Origin of the sequence: Blautia sp. BCRC 81119 (genome assembly GCF_003184505.1) — a bacterium.
GTDB lineage: Bacteria > Bacillota > Clostridia > Lachnospirales > Lachnospiraceae > Blautia_A > Blautia_A fusiformis.
In genome coordinates, this window is the sequence record NZ_QJHD01000013.1 from 39,227 (window position 1) to 59,061 (window position 19,835).

Genomic DNA, 19,835 nt, shown 5'->3' on the forward strand with positions numbered 1-19,835 from the left:
AAAAGTATGTCGGAGAAAACGAAACGTTCTATTGACAAGGAACGGGGCGCGTGCTACAGTCAGTTAGCGGGAATCCGCAGAAAGTTTTTTTGTTTTACAGGAGAAAAATAATGGCAGATAAAATAGCAGTTTTAATTCCTTGCTACAACGAAAGCAAGACGGTAGCAAAGGTTATCCGCGATATGAAAAAAGCACTTCCGGAAGCTGTGATCTACGTATATGATAATAACTCTACAGATGGAACAGACGAGATCGCCAGAAAAGAAGGGGCAGTTGTCCGTTATGAGTATCAGCAGGGAAAAGGAAACGTGATCCGCAGTATGTTTCGGGATATTGATGCGCAGTGTTATCTTATGGTAGATGGCGACGATACTTATCCGGCAGAGTTTGCAGCTGAAATGTGCAGCAAGGTTCTGGAGAAAGGCACAGACATGGTAGTTGGTGACCGCCTTTCTTCTACATATTTTACAGAGAACAAGAGACCTTTCCACAACTTTGGAAACAGCATCGTAAGAGGTTCCATTAACCGTCTTTTCAAAAGCAACATCAAGGATATCATGACAGGTTACCGTGCCATGAGTTACCGCTTTGTAAAAACATTCCCGGTACTTTCCAGGAATTTTGAGATCGAGACAGAGATGACGATCCACGCCATCGATAAGAACATGCAGGTTGAGAATGTAGTCATTGAATATCGTGACAGGCCGGAGGGAAGTGAGTCCAAGCTGAATACTTATGCAGATGGATTTAAGGTCCTGAAGACTATTGTGAAAATGTTCAAGAATTACAAGCCGCTGGAGTTCTTCTCCCTTATCGCAGCAGTGCTGTTTGTGGTGGGAATGGTATTCTTTATTCCGGTGCTGGTACATTTTCTGGAGGTTGGGACAGTGGAAAAGATCCCGACACTGATCGTCAGCGGGTTTGTGATCCTGACAGCTATCATCTGCTGGTTTTCCGGGATCATCCTTTCTACACTGGTCAATCAGCATAAACAGGATTTTGAGTATCAGACACAGATGGTGACTAATCGTTATAAAGATCTTTTTCCGGAGAAGAAATAAGGAATCAGACCGGGCAGGATAATATAGAAAAGCCGTGTTGAAATCTGAGATTTCGCGCGGCTTTTTTTGCATATTTCAGGGACCCTTTTTCGACGTGGAATGCTTGACAATACTGGGGCTTTTCGGTATAATACAGGAATTGTGAATATCCTGAGATTTTTACGCCCTTTTTTAGAAAAAAGAGCTCTTGGGAATGGTAGCAACAGAAATATCCGAAGCTGTATTTTTTTCAGAAAAAACAGCACGGTTTTGAAAGGAAGTAAGGCAAAATGGAAGAAGCAAAGAAGAACTTACTCACATACGCAGGACTTAGAAAACTGGAAGACGAGCTGCACGATCTGAAAGTTGTTAAGAGAAAAGAAGTAGCAGGAAAGATCAAAGAGGCCAGAGAGCAGGGAGACCTTTCTGAGAACGCAGAGTACGATGCAGCAAAGGATGAGCAGAGAGATATCGAGGCACGTATCGAGGAGATCGAGAAGATCCTCAAGAACGCTGAGGTTGTAGTAGAGGATGAAGTCGATCTTGACAGAATCAGCGTAGGCTGCAAGGTTAAGGTTCATGATTATGAATTTGAGGAAGATATGGAGCTGAAGATCGTAGGTTCCACAGAGGCTAACAGCCTTGAGGGAAAGATCTCCAATGAGTCTCCGGTAGGTAAAGCACTGATCGGTGCACACACCAACGATATCGTTGAGGTTGAGATGCCGTCCGGAATCATGAAATATAAGGTTCTTGAGATCCAGAGAAACGTATAAAGCAGACAACGGAGCGGATCGCACAGATCCGCTTGAACGACAGATAGATTAAGGAGGCCAACAAGTGGCAGAGCAGAAGAAGCAGGATGTAAACCAGCTGCTTAAGGTACGTCGTGACAAACTGGCAGACCTTCAGGCAAATGGCAGGGACCCGTTTCAGATCACAAAATTTGATCAGACACATCATTCCCTTGAGGTAAAGAATCTCTATGAAGCACATGAGGCAGAGCTTCTCAAAGATCGCAAGGAGCTTGATGTAACAGGTCTTGATGAAGAGCAGGCAAAAGAGGCTCAGAAGAAGGATTATGAAGAAAGAAGAAGCATCATGGACGCAAGCCCGATCCATGTATCAATCGCAGGACGTATGATGTTCAAGCGTGTAATGGGAAAAGCTTCTTTCTGCAATATCCAGGATTTACAGGGTAACATTCAGGTTTATGTGGCAAGAGATGCCATTGGAACCGATTACTATGCAGATTTCAAGAAATCTGATATCGGTGATATTTTTGGTCTGGAGGGATTTGCTTTCAGAACAAGAACAGGTGAGATCTCCATTCATGCAGAGAAGATGACTCTTCTTTCCAAGAGCTTACAGATCCTTCCTGAGAAATTCCACGGACTGACAGATACAGATACCCGTTATCGTCAGAGATATGTGGATCTTATCATGAACCAGGACAGCAAGAATGTATTCATCAAACGCTCCCAGATCCTTAAGGAGATCCGTAACTTTCTTGCAGGGCGTGACTTCATGGAAGTTGAGACACCAATGCTGGTTTCCAACGCAGGCGGTGCAGCTGCAAGACCATTTGAGACACATTATAACGCACTGAACGAAGACGTTAAGCTTCGTATTTCCCTGGAGCTTTATCTTAAGAGACTGATCGTAGGCGGACTTGAGAGAGTTTACGAGATCGGCCGTGTATTCCGTAACGAGGGTGTTGATACCCGTCACAATCCGGAGTTCACTCTGATGGAGCTTTATCAGGCATATACTGATTATGAGGGAATGATGGAGCTGACAGAGTCCATGTTCCGTTACCTTGCAGAGAAGGTCTGCGGTTCCACAAAGATTTCCTACAATGGTATCGAGATCGATCTTGGAAAGCCTTTCGCACGTCTGACCATGAACGATGCCATCAAGAAATATGCAGGAATCGACTTTGACGAAGTAGCAGATGATGAGGCAGCCAAGAAGCTTGCTGACGAGCATCATATCGAGTATGAGGATCGCCATAAGAAGGGTGATATCATCAACCTCTTCTTCGAGGAGTACTGTGAGAAAGAGCTGATCCAGCCGACATTTATCATGGATCATCCGATCGAGATCTCTCCGCTGACCAAGAAGAAACCTTCCGATCCGAACAAGGTAGAGCGTTTCGAGCTCTTTATCAATACATGGGAAATGTGTAACGCATATTCCGAGCTCAACGACCCGATCGATCAGAGAGAGCGTTTCAAAGCACAGGATGCCCTTGCAGACGCAGGTGATGAGGAAGCCAACCACACAGATGAAGACTTCCTGAATGCACTGGAGATCGGTATGCCGCCAACAGGTGGTATCGGATACGGAATCGACCGTCTCGTTATGCTCCTGACAGACAGCCAGGCAATTCGTGACGTACTTCTGTTCCCGACAATGAAGTCACTGGACGCTGATAAGAAAGTTTCCAAGACAACAAACAGCACTTCTGAAGCTGCACCGGAGAAAGAAGAAGTGATCGATTTCTCTAAGGTAAAAGTGGAGCCGTTATTCGAAGAATTTGTAGATTTCGATACTTTTAGCAAGTCTGATTTCAGAGCTGTAAAGGTAAAAGCATGTGAAGCTGTTAAGAAATCCAAGAAGCTTCTGCAGTTCACTCTGGATGACGGAACAGGCACAGATCGTACGATTTTAAGCGGTATTCACGCTTATTACGAGCCAGAAGAACTGGTAGGCAAGACACTGATCGCTATCACAAATCTGCCTCCAAGAGCTATGATGGGAATTGAATCCTGTGGTATGTTGCTTAGTGCAATCCACGAAGAAGAAGGAGAAGAAAAACTTCATCTTCTGATGGTTGATAACCACATTCCGGCTGGTGCAAAGCTGTACTAAAATTAAATATAAAATGTCTAAAACCATGATGTCAGACCGCATTTGACAACAATTTGACAACAAAATTTGGGATAATAATGAATCGTTATGAAGCATGACGAATTTCAGGTGGAAAGACACGGGTTTGGCAATGAAGCAAGAGCACTTCTTAGAGTTGATCTAAGAGGTGCTTTTTTTCGTGGAAAAGTTATATTCCGGCAGTCAACTTCTGTAAAACAGTAAATCTAATTTTGGAGGAAAGCATTATGAATGAAAAGTACAAACCGATTACAAGTATGAAGGAAGTTCCGGAACATTTAAGAAAATTACGCCGACAGTATCTGCGATATCAACAGGCAGAGATTATTTACAGTATCTCTCATAAGAAACTCTTAGAGCTTGCCAGTGATGCAGGAGCTATTTACAGAATTGATGGAACGGTACTGATTCGTCGTGATATTTTTGATGATTACCTGGAACGTTTCCATGAACCGGCAACAGGAAAAGATAAGGAGAAGAAGACAGATGAGCGGTAATGTATGGATGTTTTCAGATGAGATTGACGATGAAGATCTGGAATTTATGAGCCATGACTATGTGACCTACAATATGGCGTGTGAGTATTACCGGTTGGGAATGAAACCTGTTATTCGCATGGCACATGAAGCTGGAGCAGTCTATAAGATTGGAAAGAAAGTTTTGATTCGAAGAAGTATATTTGAAGCATATTTACGTGAGCAAAGGAAAATCTGAGGGAGGCAAGCACATGAGCGAATTAAGAAAAAAGATACATGATGATAATAATGGATTGGATTATGTACTGGTAGGAGATTATTATCTGCCAGTGTTATCCTTACCGGAAGAAACCAGACCGATTGGCTGCTGGGGGATGCTACGGAAGGAATATCTGAAAGAACATAAATCAGGAATGTATAGCTGTCTTCTTCTGACCGCCAGGCTGGACAGTCATCTGGCAGATGTGAATGAACAGGCACAGGAACGCTTTGAGCTGATTGAAGCACAGATGAGAAGTGCTGAGGGCGTAACAGAGGACTTGAAAGCACAGAATCCTATGGAATGGGTTCGCAGGGCAAATAATATCAGGAATCGTGCACAGGAAATTGTATTGAACGAATTGGTGTATGTATAGGAGGGCAAATGAGATACAGGATTGAGAAAGAGCAGGTGGGAATCTATGAAAATGACAAAAGAAATTGAAGAATTTTTAAATCTGGCAATAACAGAACACATGGGAAAGGCATATACGGACTGGAAATTAAAACAGCAAACAGATACAGAACCAGATAAAGTCGAGGAAGAATATGAAAAAGTAATAGTTTCACTTTCGCCGGAGCAGGAAGAAGCGATTACGAAATATTGTGATGCTATATTCAACAGTGGAGCAGATACAGAGGAATTCTTTTATCGACTGGGATTAAAAGATGGGATGAAGTTGAAAAAGTGCATGAAACAGATCCTTAAAGCATTGTCCTGAATAAGAGAGTAGTTTAGAGTGAAAAAGTTCAGAGAAGACATGGGGAGCTGTCTTTCTTTTGGGGAAGACAGCTTTTCACCTATCAGAGACTATGCAGGAGGAAACAAGGATGGGAAATATATTTGGATATATACGTGTCAGTAGTCGGGATCAGAACGAAGATCGGCAATTGATTGCATTGAAGGAGTTGGCTATCCCAGAAAAGAATATTTTTATTGATAAACAGTCTGGAAAAGACTTCAAGCGCCCACAATACAGAAAAATGATTCGACGTGTCCGGAAAGATGATCTTCTTTATATAAAAAGTATTGATCGCTTAGGACGTAACTATGCGGAAATACTGGAACAGTGGAGAATTCTCACAAAAGATAAAGGAATTGATATTGTGGTTCTTGATATGCCTTTACTTGACACTCGCCGGGGAAAAGATTTGATGGGAACGTTTCTGTCAGATATTGTATTGCAGGTACTGTCATTTGTAGCAGAAAACGAAAGAACAAATATTCGGCAAAGGCAGGCAGAAGGTATTGCAGCGGCAAAAGCCAGAGGTGTGCGGTTCGGTAGACCACCAAGCAGATTGCCAGATAATTTTCACGATGTGTATCAGCGGTGGAAAAACGGGAAAATAACTGGAACGTCTGCTGCGAAAGAATGTAATATGCCCTTATCAACTTTTCGGTATCGTGCAGAAATTTACGAAAAAGCCAAATTATTGTAAGGTGGGTGTTTTACATGAAAGTGTACTTTCCTGTAAAATGCTCATTTTTTCTCTACTACTCCATAATATCATAAAACAGCCTATCTTCCAACGATAGAAGTTCGTTGACGATACCTCCAAAGCACTTGTCAAAAAGTACACATTTTTGCAGATGAATGATGATATACAGATACATGATAAGTATCGGTACTTTACCTGTCTGAGTTAATAGATTATGAATATGAGAGCTTACGGATACGCAGGAGGAAAAAAACGATGACCGATGCAGAACAGAGGGAAGCTGCCCGCCAATTTGCAAATAAATGGAAGGGGAGAGGAAGAGAAGATGAGGATGGAAGATCATATTGGATTGATTTTCTGTCAAACGTTCTTGGAATGGAGAATGTGACAGATCGTGTGGAATTTGAGAAAAAAGTTGTGGTAGATGGAAATACAAAAAGAATTGATGTGTATATTCCAGAAACGCATGTATTGATTGAACAAAAGAGTCTTGGTAAAGCACTGGACCATAAGATTATGAATTCTGGTTCAATAGAACTGACGCCGTATGATCAAGCAAAACGATATAATGATAATCTCCCATATGATGAAAAGGCACGTTGGATCATTACCAGCAATTTCTCTGATATATGGATTTATGATATGAATGCCAGAGTACCGGAGGCAGTAAAAATATCATTGGATGAAATACCGAGTAAGTATCCGTTGCTTGATATTTTAATAAAGAAAGATGTGCAGAAAATCTCTCACGAGATGGAAGTATCGATTAAAGCAGGAGATATTGTTGGACTGCTTTATGAAGCATTCCTTACACAGTATAAGATTCCAGAAGTAAAAGCGAAAGAGGAAACCATTGAACAAAAAGAGAAAAGAGAGCATAAACTGAAAAGTCTGAATGCTTTATGTGTTCGAATTGTGTTCTGTCTTTATGCCGAGGATGCTGGGATTTTTGGAAAACGGAATATTTTCCATGATTATCTGAAAGCATATGAAGTGAAAGACTGTAGGCGTGCATTACTGGAACTGTTTAAAGTCTTGGATACACCTGTCTCTGAGAGAGACGAATATTTAGAAGAAGATTTAGCACAGTTTCCGTATGTGAATGGTGGATTGTTTTCAGATGAAACTATTGAGATTCCGCCGTTGACAGAAGAAATCAAAGAATTACTTTTGACCAAAGCTTCTGAAGATTTTGACTGGAGTGATATATCCCCTACAATTTTTGGGGCAGTGTTTGAGTCAACGTTAAATCCAGAAACGAGAAGATCCGGTGGAATGCACTATACAAGTATTTCCAATATACATAAAGTGATTGATCCGTTGTTTCTCGATAAATTGCAGACGGAATTTCATGAGATTTTGAAAATACAGGTGCAGAGGACAAAAGTAAAACGTCTGGATGAATTTCAGAATAAACTGGCTTTACTGACATTTTTAGATCCGGCTTGTGGTTCGGGAAATTTTCTGACGGAAACATATTTATCACTTCGACGGTTAGAAAATGAAGTCATTCGTGAAAAAGTTGGTGGTCAGATGACGTTGGGAGATGTTCATAATCCAATCAGAGTATCCATTCAACAATTTTATGGAATTGAGATCAATGACTTTGCCGTGACAGTAGCAAAGACAGCTTTGTGGATTGCAGAATCACAGATGATGGAGGAAACAAAAAATATTGTATATGGGTTCAATGATGATTTCCTTCCGTTGAAGACGTATGTAAATATTGCAGAAGGTAATGCACTGAAGATAGATTGGAACAGCGTTGTTTTGGCTAAGTCATTATCTTATATAATGGGGAATCCACCTTTCGTTGGTGCAAGGTGGATGGGAGAAAAACAAAAAGAAGATGTTGCTGATATATTTGCTGGATGGAAAAGTGTAGGTAATCTCGATTATGTAAGTTGCTGGTATAAAAAGGCATCTGATTACATGAAGGAAAATATAAATATCAGAGCAGCTCTTGTATCGACTAATTCAATTACTCAGGGAGAGAGCGTTTCCATTTTGTGGAAACCACTGTTTGAAGATGGAATACAAATTGATTATGCATATAGAACATTTATATGGGATAGTGAGGCTTCAATCAAAGCACATGTACATTGTGTCATTATAGGATTTAGTAGAAAAAATGGTGCAGAGTATCAGAAGAAGATATATTCCAAGGACGATATAATAGTAGCAAAAAATATTAATGGTTATCTGCTGGATGCAGATAATATTTCAATTGAAAAAAGAATGAAACCTTTATCAGATGTTCCACCTATTTCATTAGGAGGACAGGCAATAGATGGCGGATATTTGATACTTACGGAAGAAGAAAAAGAAGAATTGATATCTAAAGAGCCACAGGCAATATCTTTCATCAGACATTATATGATGGGAAAAGATTTTATTGATAGAAAACCAAGATATTGTATATGGCTGGTTGGGGCAGATCCATCATTATTGAAACGGTGTCCGCTTGTCAGAGAAAGAATTGATAAAGTTCGTGAATTTAGAATGGCAAGCACGAGAAATAATACAAGAAAAGCTGCAGATACTCCAGGATTATTTGCATCAATACTTGAATATGATTCTCCGTATATAGCGATACCGAAGGTGTCATCACAAAACAGAAGATATATTCCAATGGATTATCTGGATGGTGAAATTATTCCGGGTGATAAACTTTTTACAATGCCATCTGCAACAAGCTATGAGTTTGGTATATTGATGTCGAATGTTCATATGGCATGGACAAGAGTTGTATGTGGCAGATTAAAGAGTGATTATAGTTATTCTAATACGATTGTTTACAATAATTTCCCATGGCCGTCACCTACGGATGAACAAAAAGAAAAGATAAAGAAAACTGCACAGGCAATCTTAAATGCCAGAGCACTTTATCCAAATAGCAGTCTTGCAGATCTTTATGACCCGTTGACTATGCCGCCGGAATTACTTAAAGCACATAACGCAAACAACAGAGCTGTGATGGAGGCTTATGGATTCAGCACTAAAATGTCGGAAGCCGATTGTGTGGCAGAATTGATGAAAATGTATCAGAAGCTGACAGAAGAAAAATAGAAAATAATGATTAACCGAAAAGGCATTACCCGCAAATGGTTAGTGCCTTTTGTTTTGACTACTATAAAAATTGTATCTGTTTTCAGTTAAATTCTTTTAAATAAAAAGTATTCGCATGAGTTTTAATACAAATGTACAAAATGACAAGTGAATAAATAATAAAATAATAGAAGAACAAAAGATGAATAAAAAACAAATAAAAGACGAAAAGAAAACAAGAAAATAAATAGGATTGAACAGAATGGATGAATATGTTATAATCATATAGAAAACAGAAAGGAGGCGAGCAGAGTGATTGATTTATCAAATTTTAAGACGTTTGACTTTAGCGAGGGTGTACCATATATTTCGATTACAAGTAATGGTATTACATTCAACAAATCTGTAATCATGAAGATGAAATACCCAACATATGTAAAGCTTCTGATAAACGAATCTGATAAACAGATTGCGGTTCAAGCATGTGATGAACATGATGATAAGTCAGTACAGTTTTATAAGGAAAAATCAAATGGTGTTTTGTCGGTTCGATGGAATGCAAAAGATTTGATTAACACGATTGCAAGAATTTGTGATTGGGATTTGAGTCAGTTGTCGTATCGAGTAAATGGCGTATTAGTTCCAGAAATGAATTTAATGCTGTTTGATTTGAATGAAGCAGTCACTATGATATAAGGCTTGCAACTTTTCTGATTCCAAAAAAAGAGTTCATTTGAGATTAGGGCCTCAAACGAACTCTGGCGGAAATAGCAGAGACAAAAGATCATCTACTAAAACCATATCTTTCAAATATATTTTAGTATTTGTTTCTGCCAATTTCCATACTTTTTCGGATTCGTCTGAGAAAAATCTTTTGGAAAGGAGGCAGATTGCATGGTAAAATGTGACCAGACTGACATGGTTTTTACAGCATATATTACATTAAGAAATGGAAATCGTTTATATGCTAAGCAGGTTGGCAAAAAGGTATTTTGCTTTCCACGTAAAGAAGCCAAAGAAAAGAACGATAAATAAATTATAAGTAACAATATGTTCGAGAATGTTTGATGATCACATTCTCTCTTAAAAAGAAAGAGAGACAAAACATGAATAAAAAATCAAGTGGACAGAAATTATCAACACAGGCTTCAAAAATTATGAGATCGAATAATAGTTCTCAAATTCAGAAGTCATTAGCTGCAAGTGTATTGTCACAGAGAAACACCGGAAAAATTACTGGTAAAGCTATGGAAACAAAGGCATCTATGGTAATGAACAGTAATAAGTATTCTGGAACAACAAAGAGTTTAGCTGCAAGTGTACTTTCGCAATCAGATAAAAACAGATAAATAATGATTATCCCAAAGGGCATTAACCGTAAATGGTTAGTGCCTATTTTTTTTGCTTTTTTTCAAAATCATCTGACATTATATCCTTTGCCACGTGTGATTAGTGGAAAAATGATTTTTCTAAGAAAATATCTGCCCTCACGTTCTATGTGACAGGTAATTAGTGAAGAAATATTTCATTTATGTATAACAAACTTGCAAAAGAGGGTTGGTAAATACCGTTTTTAAAGCTTTATAGGTAGAGGAACAATTATTTTTCAAAATCATGTCCGTTTTTATACGCCTCAGTACAGAGTATATGAAGGAACTAACGAAAACAAAAGGTAAGGTAATAAAAACGCAAAAAAATATCACGAATTTTTTGCATCGTGCCAGGTCATTTGACTTTAGTAATTAGAGGACGTTTTGAAAATGTTCCTTTGTTGAACCTTGACAACTGATAAGTGCACCCTGGAAGTCTACCAGGAGTCTTGCCATGACCTTTCTTTTCTGAAAGTGAGCGAGATCATAATGACACTCCCGATGATGGGCGGCTGACCGGAGCCTTATGGTCAGTGACCTGTATATGCAGGCAGAGGCAGTCTGAGATGGCTGCAGGTGACAGGGAAACGCACGGAAACCGCTGGCGAAAAAGTAACTGATAATAATATTCACAGGGCGAAATGCCTGGAAAGGATGATAATGACTATGAATAAGGTTATTTTAATGGGAAGATTGACAAAAAATCCGGAAATTAAATATGCCGGGAAAGATAATGATATGGCAGTAGCAAGATACATGCTGGCAGTAAACAGAAGATATAAACGTGATGGGGAACAGGAAGCAGATTTTATTTCCTGTGTAACATTTGGAAAGAGTGCAGAGTTTGCACAGAAATATCTTCATAAAGGAATGCGGATTGTGATCGGTGGTCGTATCAGTACTGGTAATTATAAGGACAAGGATGGAAAGATGATTTATACCACGGATGTAATTGTGGAAGAGCATGAATTTGCTCAGAACAAGGACAACAGCGGTGGTGAAAACTCAACTGGTACACCGAAAACAGATAAGGACGGATTTATGGAAGCAGCAGAAGGTGAGATCCCATTTGACTAATCTGGAATAAGTGGTTGGAGGTGTGGATTATGGGTGTGAGTTATAACAGATTATGGAAAATGCTCATTGATAAAAATATGAAGCGAGTAGAGATGCAATACCTCGCCGGAATCAGCGGAAATATTCTTGCCCGGATGGGAAAAAACAAGTATGTGTCCATGGAGACAGTTGAGAAGATCTGTAAAAAAATGGACTGTACCATTGATGAGATGATGGAATTTACGGATGATGAAAATAGCACGCCGGATACGGCATAATTCTCTTAGCAAGCTAAGAGCGCACTTCTATACAGGCAATTACATCTGCCTGTATCGTGCGACCTGCGGTGCTGTTCCCGGATTTGAGAAATCTTAATCCGGGAATGTAGCGAAATCATAGATTTCGGACAAGGGGATAGCTCCCCTTGCGGCACAGGTGCCTATCTCATTTATATCAGGGAATCAGCATTTATGAGAGAAAGCTGGTTCTTTTTGTTTGTGAAAATAAGGAGAGACAGACAATGACCAGAGAGAAGAACCCCAAATATGAATCCATGTCACTGGAAGAATTGAAAGCCAACATGGAAAAAAGTAAAAAGGAACTTGAACAGGCAATGCACAATAAGAATATTCTGGAACAGAGAAAAAAGCTGATCGAGAGGAAAGAACGATCACACCGATTGGTGGTTAAAGGTGCTGAGTTTGAAAAAGCGTTTCCTATGTCCAAAGATCTTGAGCAGGAGGATTTCCAGAAAGTAATGAATGAAATGAAAGTTCTTAAATACAACAGAGATACAGTCCGGGATAGATATCTGGAGGCAGGAAGAAAGGAACGACAGCAGATTGCTGAAGAAGTAGAGAAAACCACGAAGGGAGATGATAGCTGATGGCACTTTATCATTTTTCTGTAAAGCAGGTATCCAGAGGAAAAGGGCAGACAGTGGTGAATTCGGCTGCGTATATTTCCGGGCAAAAATTGTATAACGATTATTATGGACAAGTCCATGATTACACGAGGAAATCCGGTGTGATGTTTACAGAAATCCTCAAACCGGATTATGTGCCGGAACGATTATCAGACAGGGAAACATTATGGAACGAGGTAGAGAGAGCAGAAAAGGGCAAGCGGGCACAGCTTGCCTATTCTTTTGACATTGCATTGCAGAATGAACTGACGTTAGAGGAGAATATCCAACTGGCGAGAGAATTTTGCCAGGAACAATTTGTGGCACGTGGCATGATTGTGGATCTGGCAGTTCATGAGGGAAAATCAAAAGATGGAGATGAACCGGATAATCCTCATTTTCATGTACTTGCTCCAATTCGTCCTTTTACAGAAGAAGGAATTTGGGGAAATAAACAGAAACGGGAATATGTTTTAGACGAAGAAGGAAACAGGATAAAAGATGCCAAAGGAAAGTATGTCTTCAATGCTGTTTCTACTACCGGTTGGAACGATCCTGAACTTTTAAAGGAATGGAGAAAGGCATGGACCGAGAAAGTGAATGATAAATTCCGGGAGTGTCATATGGCAGCAAGAATCGACCATCGTTCCTATAAAGAACAGGGAATTGATCTGATCCCGACAATTCATGAAGGGTACGAAGTCAGAGCAATGGAGAAGAAGGGAATCAAAACAATCATTGGAGAGTTGAATCGGGCGATCCGGCAATTCAATCAGATGTTCATTTCCTTAAAAGAATCTATCCAGTGGATGAAAACAGCCTATGAAGAAATGAAAATGGAACTGGATCGAAGGCAGCAGAACCCGACGCTTTTGGAGAGTCTGCAAGATTATTATGATAAAAAAACGCAGAATAGCCCGAAACTTTCAAATTTTTATGCGGAGATGGAACGAAGGGGAAAGAAAATTTCAAACTTACAGGAGTTTGCAAAATCCATCAATTATCTTCAGGTACACAACATTGAGACAATGGACGATTTACAAACACGAATTCAGGAACTGAATGGAATTATTTCTGCCAGCAAAGCTGAAATCAGTGAAAAGAGAGAACAACTGAAAAACCTGGAAGATTTGGAAAAGAAGATGCAGGTATTGAAGCAGAATCAGCCGTTGATAGATGAATACAACCACTTCTTTTTCCAGAAAAGACGGGAAAAGTTTTATACGGAGCATAAAAAAGCGATCAATTATTATCGTAAATGTGAGCGTGAACTAAAACCATACCGGGATAAAAAGGGACGGCTGCCAGAATCCAGATGGAAAAAAGAAAAAGAAGATCTCCGTATAATGATTGAAGAATTAAAAGCTGATAATCAGCCCTATCAGGATGAGCTTGCCTTTGTGAAAAAGGTACAGAGATGTGCTGATATTGCCAGGCGAGATCGTGAAATGCCAGAAACAGATACTTCCGGGCTTTCAGAAGAAAAAAGAGAAATGCCGGAGCAGGAATCGAAACAGAAATCTTCTATTCATGGCAGACTGGCGGAGAACCAGAAACTGATTGAGGAAGAAAAAGTGAAAAATCGACAAATGAAGAAAAAACGAAGTAATGAGATAAGTTTATAAAAATCTGTTGCAGGACAGACGGGAAAGGATGATGAAAATGCAGTATACAGAAGAACAGATCGCAAGAGCAAACCAGACAGATCTTGCTTCTTTTCTGAATGCACGGGGAGAACAGTTGGTAAAAAGTGGCAGAGAATACCGTTGGAAAAAGCATGACAGTGTAACGGTATCAGGAAATCGCTGGTATCGTCATAGCCAGAATAAGGGTGGCTATCCGGTGGATTTTGTGATGGAATTTTATCATGCCACATTTCCGGAAGCGGTGAAGATGTTGATCGATGAAGAAGGCGAAGGCAGGCAGAAGTCCTGCCTCGCCCCGTCACCTGACTTCCGGTTACCGGAGAAAAGTGAAACGAATGAGACGGTCATAAAATATCTGACAGAAATCAGGAGGCTTGAGAAAGATCTGGTGGAGGAATGGATTGCCGGTGGGAATATTTACGAAGAAAAGAAACACCATAATGTTGTATTTGTCGGCAGAGATGCAGACGGTATTCCGAGATATGCGCACTGCAGGGGAACTGGCGGGATAAAATATCGGGGAGATGTAGCTGGTTCGGATAAATCTTATGGATTCTGTCACAGAGGAGAGGATAATCAACTGTTTGTATTTGAAGCAGCCATTGATCTGCTGTCATTTATCCAGTTATTTCCAAAAGACTGGAAGAAACGTAGCTACCTGAGCCTGGGCGGAGTCTCCAGTGTGGCACTGATGACTTTTCTTTCTGAACGCCCTCAGATTACTTCGGTTTTCCTGTGCCTGGATAATGATCACGCAGGAAATGAAGCTTGTGAAAAATTGGCAGGAGAAATTCCGGATGGATATCGTGTGATCCGGTTGAAACCTGCCAGAAAAGACTGGAATGAAATTCTCTGTGACGAAAATGCTGACAGAAAGAAAGTGATACAGGAAACCGTTACAATGAAAATGCAGGAGAAAGAAGCACTGGTGCCGATGTTATGTTATAAAGATATTGAACAGACCAGTGTGGAATGGCTGTGGTTCCCTTATATTCCATTTGGAAAACTAACAATCATTCAGGGCAATCCGGGAGAGGGAAAAACCTATTTTGCCATGATGCTGACAGCAGCGTGCACGAACCGTAAGTTGTTTCCAAACATGGAAGATATTGAGCCATTCAATGTGATTTACCAGACAGCAGAGGATGGCATGGGCGATACTATTAAGCCAAGACTGGTGGAAGCAGGAGCAGATCTGAGCCGGGTTATGGTAATTGATGATTCGGAAGAAGTATTGACCTTATCCGATGATCGGATTGAAAAAGCGGTCAGACAGAATCATGTCCGGCTTGTAATCATTGATCCGGTACAGGCATTTATCGGAGCAGATGTGGACATGAACCGGGCAAATGAAGTTCGTCCGGTATTTCGCAAATTGGGTATGATTGCAGAGAAAACCAGTTGTGCTATCGTACTGATTGGTCATTTGAACAAATCTTCTGGGACACAGAGTACTTACCGGGGGCTTGGCTCTATTGATATCATGGCAGCAGTAAGAAGCTTGATTTTTATTGGAAAAGTGAGAAAAGATCCGACAACGAGAGTGTTGATTCATGAAAAAAGTTCTCTTGCACCGCCAGGGGAGACAATGGCTTTTAAACTGGGAGATGAAGAAGGTTTCCGATGGGTGGGAGCTTATGAAATTTCGGCAGATGAATTGTTAGATGGAAAAGAAGGAAAAGCAACCGAAACAAAGCTGGAACGAGGAGCAAAGCTGATTCAGGAACTGCTTGTTGATAAAAACGAAATTTCAATCAGGGAATTAGACGACAAAGCAAAGGAACAGGGAATATCCGGGAGGACAATGCGTGATGTAAGAAGCCGGATGAAGAATGAACTGGAGTATTGGATAAATGAGAAGCAGGAAAACTGTATTCGGTTAAAAGTGTGATTAATATTAAAGAATAATCCAACCAATCAGAACCGTTTAACAATTGTATAGATCGTTGAATTTAATGCTACATTTTAATGCTATAAAAATTGACAAATGTAGCATTAAAATGTATACTTGATTTTAGGAGGTGAGATTCTTTGGACACGTACACAGTAAAAGAAGTTGCCAAAATGATGAATACGTCTGAAGAAACTGTTAGAAGATGGATTCGCTCAGGGAAATTAAAGGCTAATATGGATTCGCGGAAGAAGGGGAGTGTTATCACTGATGCAATGTTGAGAGAATTCACAAGGAATACGCCTAAATATGCTGCTGCATTGGCTAATCCGATAGGAGGAATTGTTGCTGCCTCGACATTGTTGTTAGGAACTTTTGTAGCAAAGAATATTGAAAAAGGTGAAGCAATAAAGAATTCTACTGTTGATTCGGAGGAAATAAAAAAGATATTGAAAGAGAATCTTGTAACGGTTAATGCAAATATAAAAAATAAGAAGAAGGCTATTGCCCAGCTTGAACAGGAAATAGTTGATGAAGAAACAAAGGTAAAAAGCCTGGAATATTTATTGAAAAACATTGAGAATGTAAAGGGGGATGCAAATGAGTGATCTTAGTAAAAAAATAACAGAGTTATTGTCTAATGAATGTAAAGCTGCACCGGATATGACGCATGGTCTGAAAAATATCGGTGATGGGGATATGAAAGAGGGAATGAAAATTATGGTAGATTTTTTTGAAGAAAACGGTATGAGAAAAGGCGCATTGCTTGGTGCAACAGCAACTCTTGCTGGGGTAGGACTAATAGTTGGAGCAAAAAAACTTTATTCAATGAAAAAAGTTCATAAAGAAAAAGGTGAGAAAATTCTTAATGGATTAAAACAGGGAATAGAGAATGAACTGACGGAAAGCATTGAAGATTATGAGTGTACTAAAGAAAGTGAAAAAGCAGAAAACATTCAGGCAGATAATGTGTGATGTAAGAGACCGAATGAAGAATAAACAGGAATATCTGATTAAAAAACGGATGGTGGCAGACAGATTAAGAAGGTACAGCGTTTTATAGATACCTTATCTGCCGTCTGCCACCTGCCGGCGTATGGATATTTTTAAGTGTATAGGAATAAGTAAATTTGGATTGACAGAAAATATAGAAAAGCGTATTATAATAGCAAGAGGTGGGATTTCCCACACAAATGCTTGCGTAGGAGGTGTTGATAATGGAAGCAATGAAAGATTATGTTGCTCATCTGGACAATAAAAAAAGGATTACCCTCAGAGGAGCTGCTTATCAGTATTATAATGTAAAAGAATATGGAAATGGCTGCATTATTCTGGAACCTCGGGAACTGGCAGTGCCAGAGAGCATTTCAGCCAGAACCCTGGCAGATATGGATCGTGCAGTAAGTAACTTTAAAAGAGGAGATGTTTCTCCGGCTATTGACCTGTCAGATTTTTAAAAGGAACAAAGAATGAACTTTAATATACGAATGGGAATCCCTGAAATGCAGGAACTTTGGCTAGATCTGCAGGAGAAATATCGTTCTGGGAATATAAAAAAGAAGGAAGAACAGTTGTATAAAAAATGGGGAAAGGCTTTAAAGCTGTTATCGGCAGATCCAGGGTATCCAAGTCTTCAAACCCATGAGATAGAGCCATTGTCCAGACGTTATGGAATGAAAGTGTGGCAGTCTTATCTGGAAAACAAAACCAGTGGCGCAATGAGAATGTACTGGGTTTATGGACCAGACCAGAAAGACATTACGATTATCGGACTGGAACCACACCCGGAAGATAAGAAAAATGGCGCATATGACCGAATTTCACTGTCGGATTTATAGAATAAAACTGAATATGGAACTTAACACGAGCAGTTAGTCTATGAAAAAAATAGGGTAGCTGCTTTTTTCATGCCCAAAAGGAGGTGTCGTGTATGGGATATGCACGTAAAGATGTAGAAAAGACAAAGAAAATAGCCAAGAAATTTGTCCGTTATCAGGAAGGGGCAGAACTTTACAGCATTGGGCTGACAAAATTCCAAGAGCTGGCAAAAGAGGCGAAAGCAGTGTACAAGATTGATAAAGTTGCGCTTGTAAATTGTGAGATCTTTGAGAAATATCTGGAGACATTTCGGATTGCGTAGAAAACAGAAGAAACTTGCGGAAGGACGAAAAACAGGGATTGACTTTTTGTCATACGAAAATTATAATGTGGATGTGGAGGAATAAGAACAGATATGGCGAGAACAGGGAGACCAAAATCGGAAAATGTAAAAAAGAAAGTATTGAGTATCCGGGTGGAAGATTCTATGTATAAGCGTATCTGTGATTATGCCGGAAAACACAAAATGACTGTGACAGAAGTTGTCTTGCAGGGACTGGAGAAAGTTTTGAACAGACCTGAATAATATGGAGTCCTTCCTTTATTTGAAGGAGGATTTATATGGCACAGACAAGAAAAGATCTGCGGGGCAGAGTCCTGCGGAAAGGTGAATCACAGAGACGTTCCGATGAGAGGTATGTATATACTTATACGGACCCACTTGGAAGACGTAAATATGTTTATGCACAAGACCTTGTAACGCTTCGGGAAAAAGAAGCACAACTCTTGAAAGATCAGATGGACGGTCTGGATATCTATGTTGCCGGAAAGGCTACTGTAAATTTTGTATTTGACCGTTACATGAGTCTCAAAAACAATCTGAAACCGACGACCAAGAGCAATTATCTGTATATGTATGACCGCTTTGTGCGAGATACATTTGGAAAGCGGAATATAGCAGAGATCAAGTATTCAGATGTAGTGCAATTCTATAATTACCTGGTTGAGAAACAAGAATTGCAGATCAATACACTGGAAACAGTTCATACGTTACTGCATCCGACTTTTCAACTGGCAGTGAGGGATGACATTATCAGAAAAAATCCTTCGGATGGTGTCATGGCAGAGTTAAAGAAAAATTTGGGTATGAAAACCGGTGTGAGACATGCACTGACAATTCCACAGCAGAGAGCATTTATTGAATATATTGCCACGCATCCGATTTATTATCACTGGTGGCCAATCTTTACCGTTTTTCTTGGAACTGGCTGTCGTATCGGTGAAGTGTTGGGATTGAGATGGGAAGACATCAATTATAAGAAGCGGATTATCTGCGTTAATCATAATCTGACGTATTATCCGGTAGGTGAGGATCGTGCCTCAGAAAATCACATTTCAACACCGAAAACAGAAGCTGGGATGCGGACGATTCCTATGCTGGATGCGGTAAAAGATGCTTTTGAAATGATCTGGGAAGAACAGAAAGAGAAAGGCTGGACGGATGCAGAGATTGATGGAATGACAGGATTTATTTTCTGTAACCGTTATGGAAATATAATGAATGCACAGTCAGTCAATCGGGCAATCAAGAGGATATCTTCTTCCTACAATGCGACGGAAGAAGTAGAAGCAAGAAAAGAGCATCGAGAGCCAGTGCTGCTCCCCAACTTTTCGGCACACAATCTGAGACACACTTTTTGTACAAGACTTTGTGAAAGAGAAACCAATCTGAAGGTTATCCAGTCGATCATGGGGCATAAGGATATTCAGACTACTATGGATATCTATGCGGAAGCGACCGAGGAGAAAAAACAGGAAACATTTGAACATTTGGCTGCAACAATGGATGTATTTTAAGAAGGGCTTATGAAGACTTCCATCTGACAACAGAAAGAACCAAATGACATCAAATTGACAACAAATATAATTTGACAATGGTTCATCATGAATAATGATGAAGAGAAGACAATTTAATAGAAACAGCCCAGCGAAGCGT

The 19,835-nt window shown here is 39.9% G+C and carries 24 protein-coding genes; all 24 read left to right on the plus strand.

Features of this window, described 5'->3' with window-relative positions:
- Positions 1–110: 110 nt before the first annotated feature.
- The gene (locus DMI82_RS09585; protein ID WP_015526721.1) at positions 111–1,061 is read left to right on the plus strand and encodes a glycosyltransferase family 2 protein; all 951 of its coding nucleotides are present in this window, start codon (positions 111–113) and stop codon (positions 1,059–1,061) included.
- A gap of 269 nt (positions 1,062–1,330) precedes the next feature.
- Entirely contained in the window at positions 1,331–1,816 is a 486-nt protein-coding gene (gene greA, locus DMI82_RS09590; RefSeq protein ID WP_015526720.1) for a transcription elongation factor GreA, read from the plus strand.
- A 325-nt stretch (positions 1,817–2,141) separates the two neighbouring features.
- Positions 2,142–3,914, plus strand: a complete 1,773-nt coding sequence (gene lysS / locus DMI82_RS09595; protein WP_243148929.1) for a lysine--tRNA ligase — start codon at positions 2,142–2,144, stop codon at positions 3,912–3,914.
- Between the two features lie 245 nt (positions 3,915–4,159).
- Complete coding sequence (locus DMI82_RS09600; RefSeq protein WP_015526719.1) at positions 4,160–4,429, plus strand: DUF6462 family protein; 270 nt, start codon at positions 4,160–4,162, stop codon at positions 4,427–4,429.
- Positions 4,419–4,646: an excisionase gene (locus DMI82_RS09605; protein ID WP_015526718.1), complete on the plus strand. Its 228-nt coding sequence runs from the start codon at positions 4,419–4,421 to the stop codon at positions 4,644–4,646. The genes DMI82_RS09600 and DMI82_RS09605 overlap by 11 nt, the downstream gene beginning before the upstream one ends.
- Before the next feature lie 13 nt (positions 4,647–4,659).
- Complete coding sequence (locus tag DMI82_RS09610; protein WP_015526717.1) at positions 4,660–5,043, plus strand: TnpV protein; 384 nt, start codon at positions 4,660–4,662, stop codon at positions 5,041–5,043.
- A gap of 45 nt (positions 5,044–5,088) precedes the next feature.
- Positions 5,089–5,388 carry a hypothetical protein gene (locus DMI82_RS09615; RefSeq protein ID WP_021651153.1) on the plus strand — a complete coding sequence of 100 codons (300 nt, stop codon included), beginning with the start codon at positions 5,089–5,091 and terminating at the stop codon, positions 5,386–5,388.
- Positions 5,389–5,497: 109 nt separating this feature from the next.
- Positions 5,498–6,106 (plus strand): recombinase family protein, encoded by a 609-nt coding sequence (locus tag DMI82_RS09620; RefSeq protein WP_015526714.1) that lies wholly within the window; start codon positions 5,498–5,500, stop codon positions 6,104–6,106.
- A 255-nt stretch (positions 6,107–6,361) separates the two neighbouring features.
- Positions 6,362–9,175 carry a DNA methyltransferase gene (locus tag DMI82_RS09625; protein ID WP_015526713.1) on the plus strand — a complete coding sequence of 938 codons (2,814 nt, stop codon included), beginning with the start codon at positions 6,362–6,364 and terminating at the stop codon, positions 9,173–9,175.
- A 291-nt stretch (positions 9,176–9,466) separates the two neighbouring features.
- On the plus strand, positions 9,467–9,850 hold the full coding sequence (locus DMI82_RS09630) for a hypothetical protein (RefSeq protein ID WP_180214226.1): 384 nt from the start codon (positions 9,467–9,469) through the stop codon (positions 9,848–9,850).
- A gap of 198 nt (positions 9,851–10,048) precedes the next feature.
- Complete coding sequence (locus DMI82_RS20075) at positions 10,049–10,189, plus strand: hypothetical protein (RefSeq protein WP_015526712.1); 141 nt, start codon at positions 10,049–10,051, stop codon at positions 10,187–10,189.
- A 71-nt stretch (positions 10,190–10,260) separates the two neighbouring features.
- Complete coding sequence (locus DMI82_RS09635) at positions 10,261–10,503, plus strand: hypothetical protein (RefSeq protein WP_044961316.1); 243 nt, start codon at positions 10,261–10,263, stop codon at positions 10,501–10,503.
- A 687-nt stretch (positions 10,504–11,190) separates the two neighbouring features.
- Positions 11,191–11,601: a single-stranded DNA-binding protein gene (locus DMI82_RS09640; RefSeq protein ID WP_015526710.1), complete on the plus strand. Its 411-nt coding sequence runs from the start codon at positions 11,191–11,193 to the stop codon at positions 11,599–11,601.
- Between the two features lie 29 nt (positions 11,602–11,630).
- The gene (locus DMI82_RS09645; RefSeq protein WP_015526709.1) at positions 11,631–11,858 is read left to right on the plus strand and encodes a helix-turn-helix domain-containing protein; all 228 of its coding nucleotides are present in this window, start codon (positions 11,631–11,633) and stop codon (positions 11,856–11,858) included.
- A 242-nt stretch (positions 11,859–12,100) separates the two neighbouring features.
- Entirely contained in the window at positions 12,101–12,466 is a 366-nt protein-coding gene (locus DMI82_RS09650; RefSeq protein ID WP_015526708.1) for a DUF3847 domain-containing protein, read from the plus strand.
- On the plus strand, positions 12,466–14,109 hold the full coding sequence (mobQ, locus tag DMI82_RS09655) for a MobQ family relaxase (RefSeq protein WP_110103167.1): 1,644 nt from the start codon (positions 12,466–12,468) through the stop codon (positions 14,107–14,109). The genes DMI82_RS09650 and mobQ overlap by 1 nt, the downstream gene beginning before the upstream one ends.
- A 37-nt stretch (positions 14,110–14,146) precedes the next feature.
- The gene (locus DMI82_RS09660; protein ID WP_015526705.1) at positions 14,147–16,021 is read left to right on the plus strand and encodes an AAA family ATPase; all 1,875 of its coding nucleotides are present in this window, start codon (positions 14,147–14,149) and stop codon (positions 16,019–16,021) included.
- A gap of 140 nt (positions 16,022–16,161) precedes the next feature.
- Positions 16,162–16,629 carry a helix-turn-helix domain-containing protein gene (locus tag DMI82_RS09665; protein WP_044961321.1) on the plus strand — a complete coding sequence of 156 codons (468 nt, stop codon included), beginning with the start codon at positions 16,162–16,164 and terminating at the stop codon, positions 16,627–16,629.
- The gene (locus DMI82_RS09670; RefSeq protein ID WP_044961323.1) at positions 16,622–16,996 is read left to right on the plus strand and encodes a hypothetical protein; all 375 of its coding nucleotides are present in this window, start codon (positions 16,622–16,624) and stop codon (positions 16,994–16,996) included. Before DMI82_RS09665 ends, DMI82_RS09670 begins: the two co-directional genes overlap by 8 nt.
- 242 nt (positions 16,997–17,238) lie before the next feature.
- Complete coding sequence (locus DMI82_RS09675; RefSeq protein ID WP_005609451.1) at positions 17,239–17,478, plus strand: hypothetical protein; 240 nt, start codon at positions 17,239–17,241, stop codon at positions 17,476–17,478.
- 12 nt (positions 17,479–17,490) lie between these two features.
- Positions 17,491–17,859: a hypothetical protein gene (locus DMI82_RS09680; RefSeq protein WP_015526702.1), complete on the plus strand. Its 369-nt coding sequence runs from the start codon at positions 17,491–17,493 to the stop codon at positions 17,857–17,859.
- Between the two features lie 92 nt (positions 17,860–17,951).
- A complete protein-coding gene (locus DMI82_RS09685; RefSeq protein WP_005609464.1) occupies positions 17,952–18,161 on the plus strand; it encodes a DUF6462 family protein in 210 nt (69 codons plus the stop codon).
- 93 nt (positions 18,162–18,254) lie between these two features.
- The gene (locus DMI82_RS20080; protein WP_015526701.1) at positions 18,255–18,425 is read left to right on the plus strand and encodes a hypothetical protein; all 171 of its coding nucleotides are present in this window, start codon (positions 18,255–18,257) and stop codon (positions 18,423–18,425) included.
- Between the two features lie 35 nt (positions 18,426–18,460).
- Positions 18,461–19,696: a tyrosine-type recombinase/integrase gene (locus tag DMI82_RS09690; protein WP_015526700.1), complete on the plus strand. Its 1,236-nt coding sequence runs from the start codon at positions 18,461–18,463 to the stop codon at positions 19,694–19,696.
- Positions 19,697–19,835: the final 139 nt, after the last annotated feature.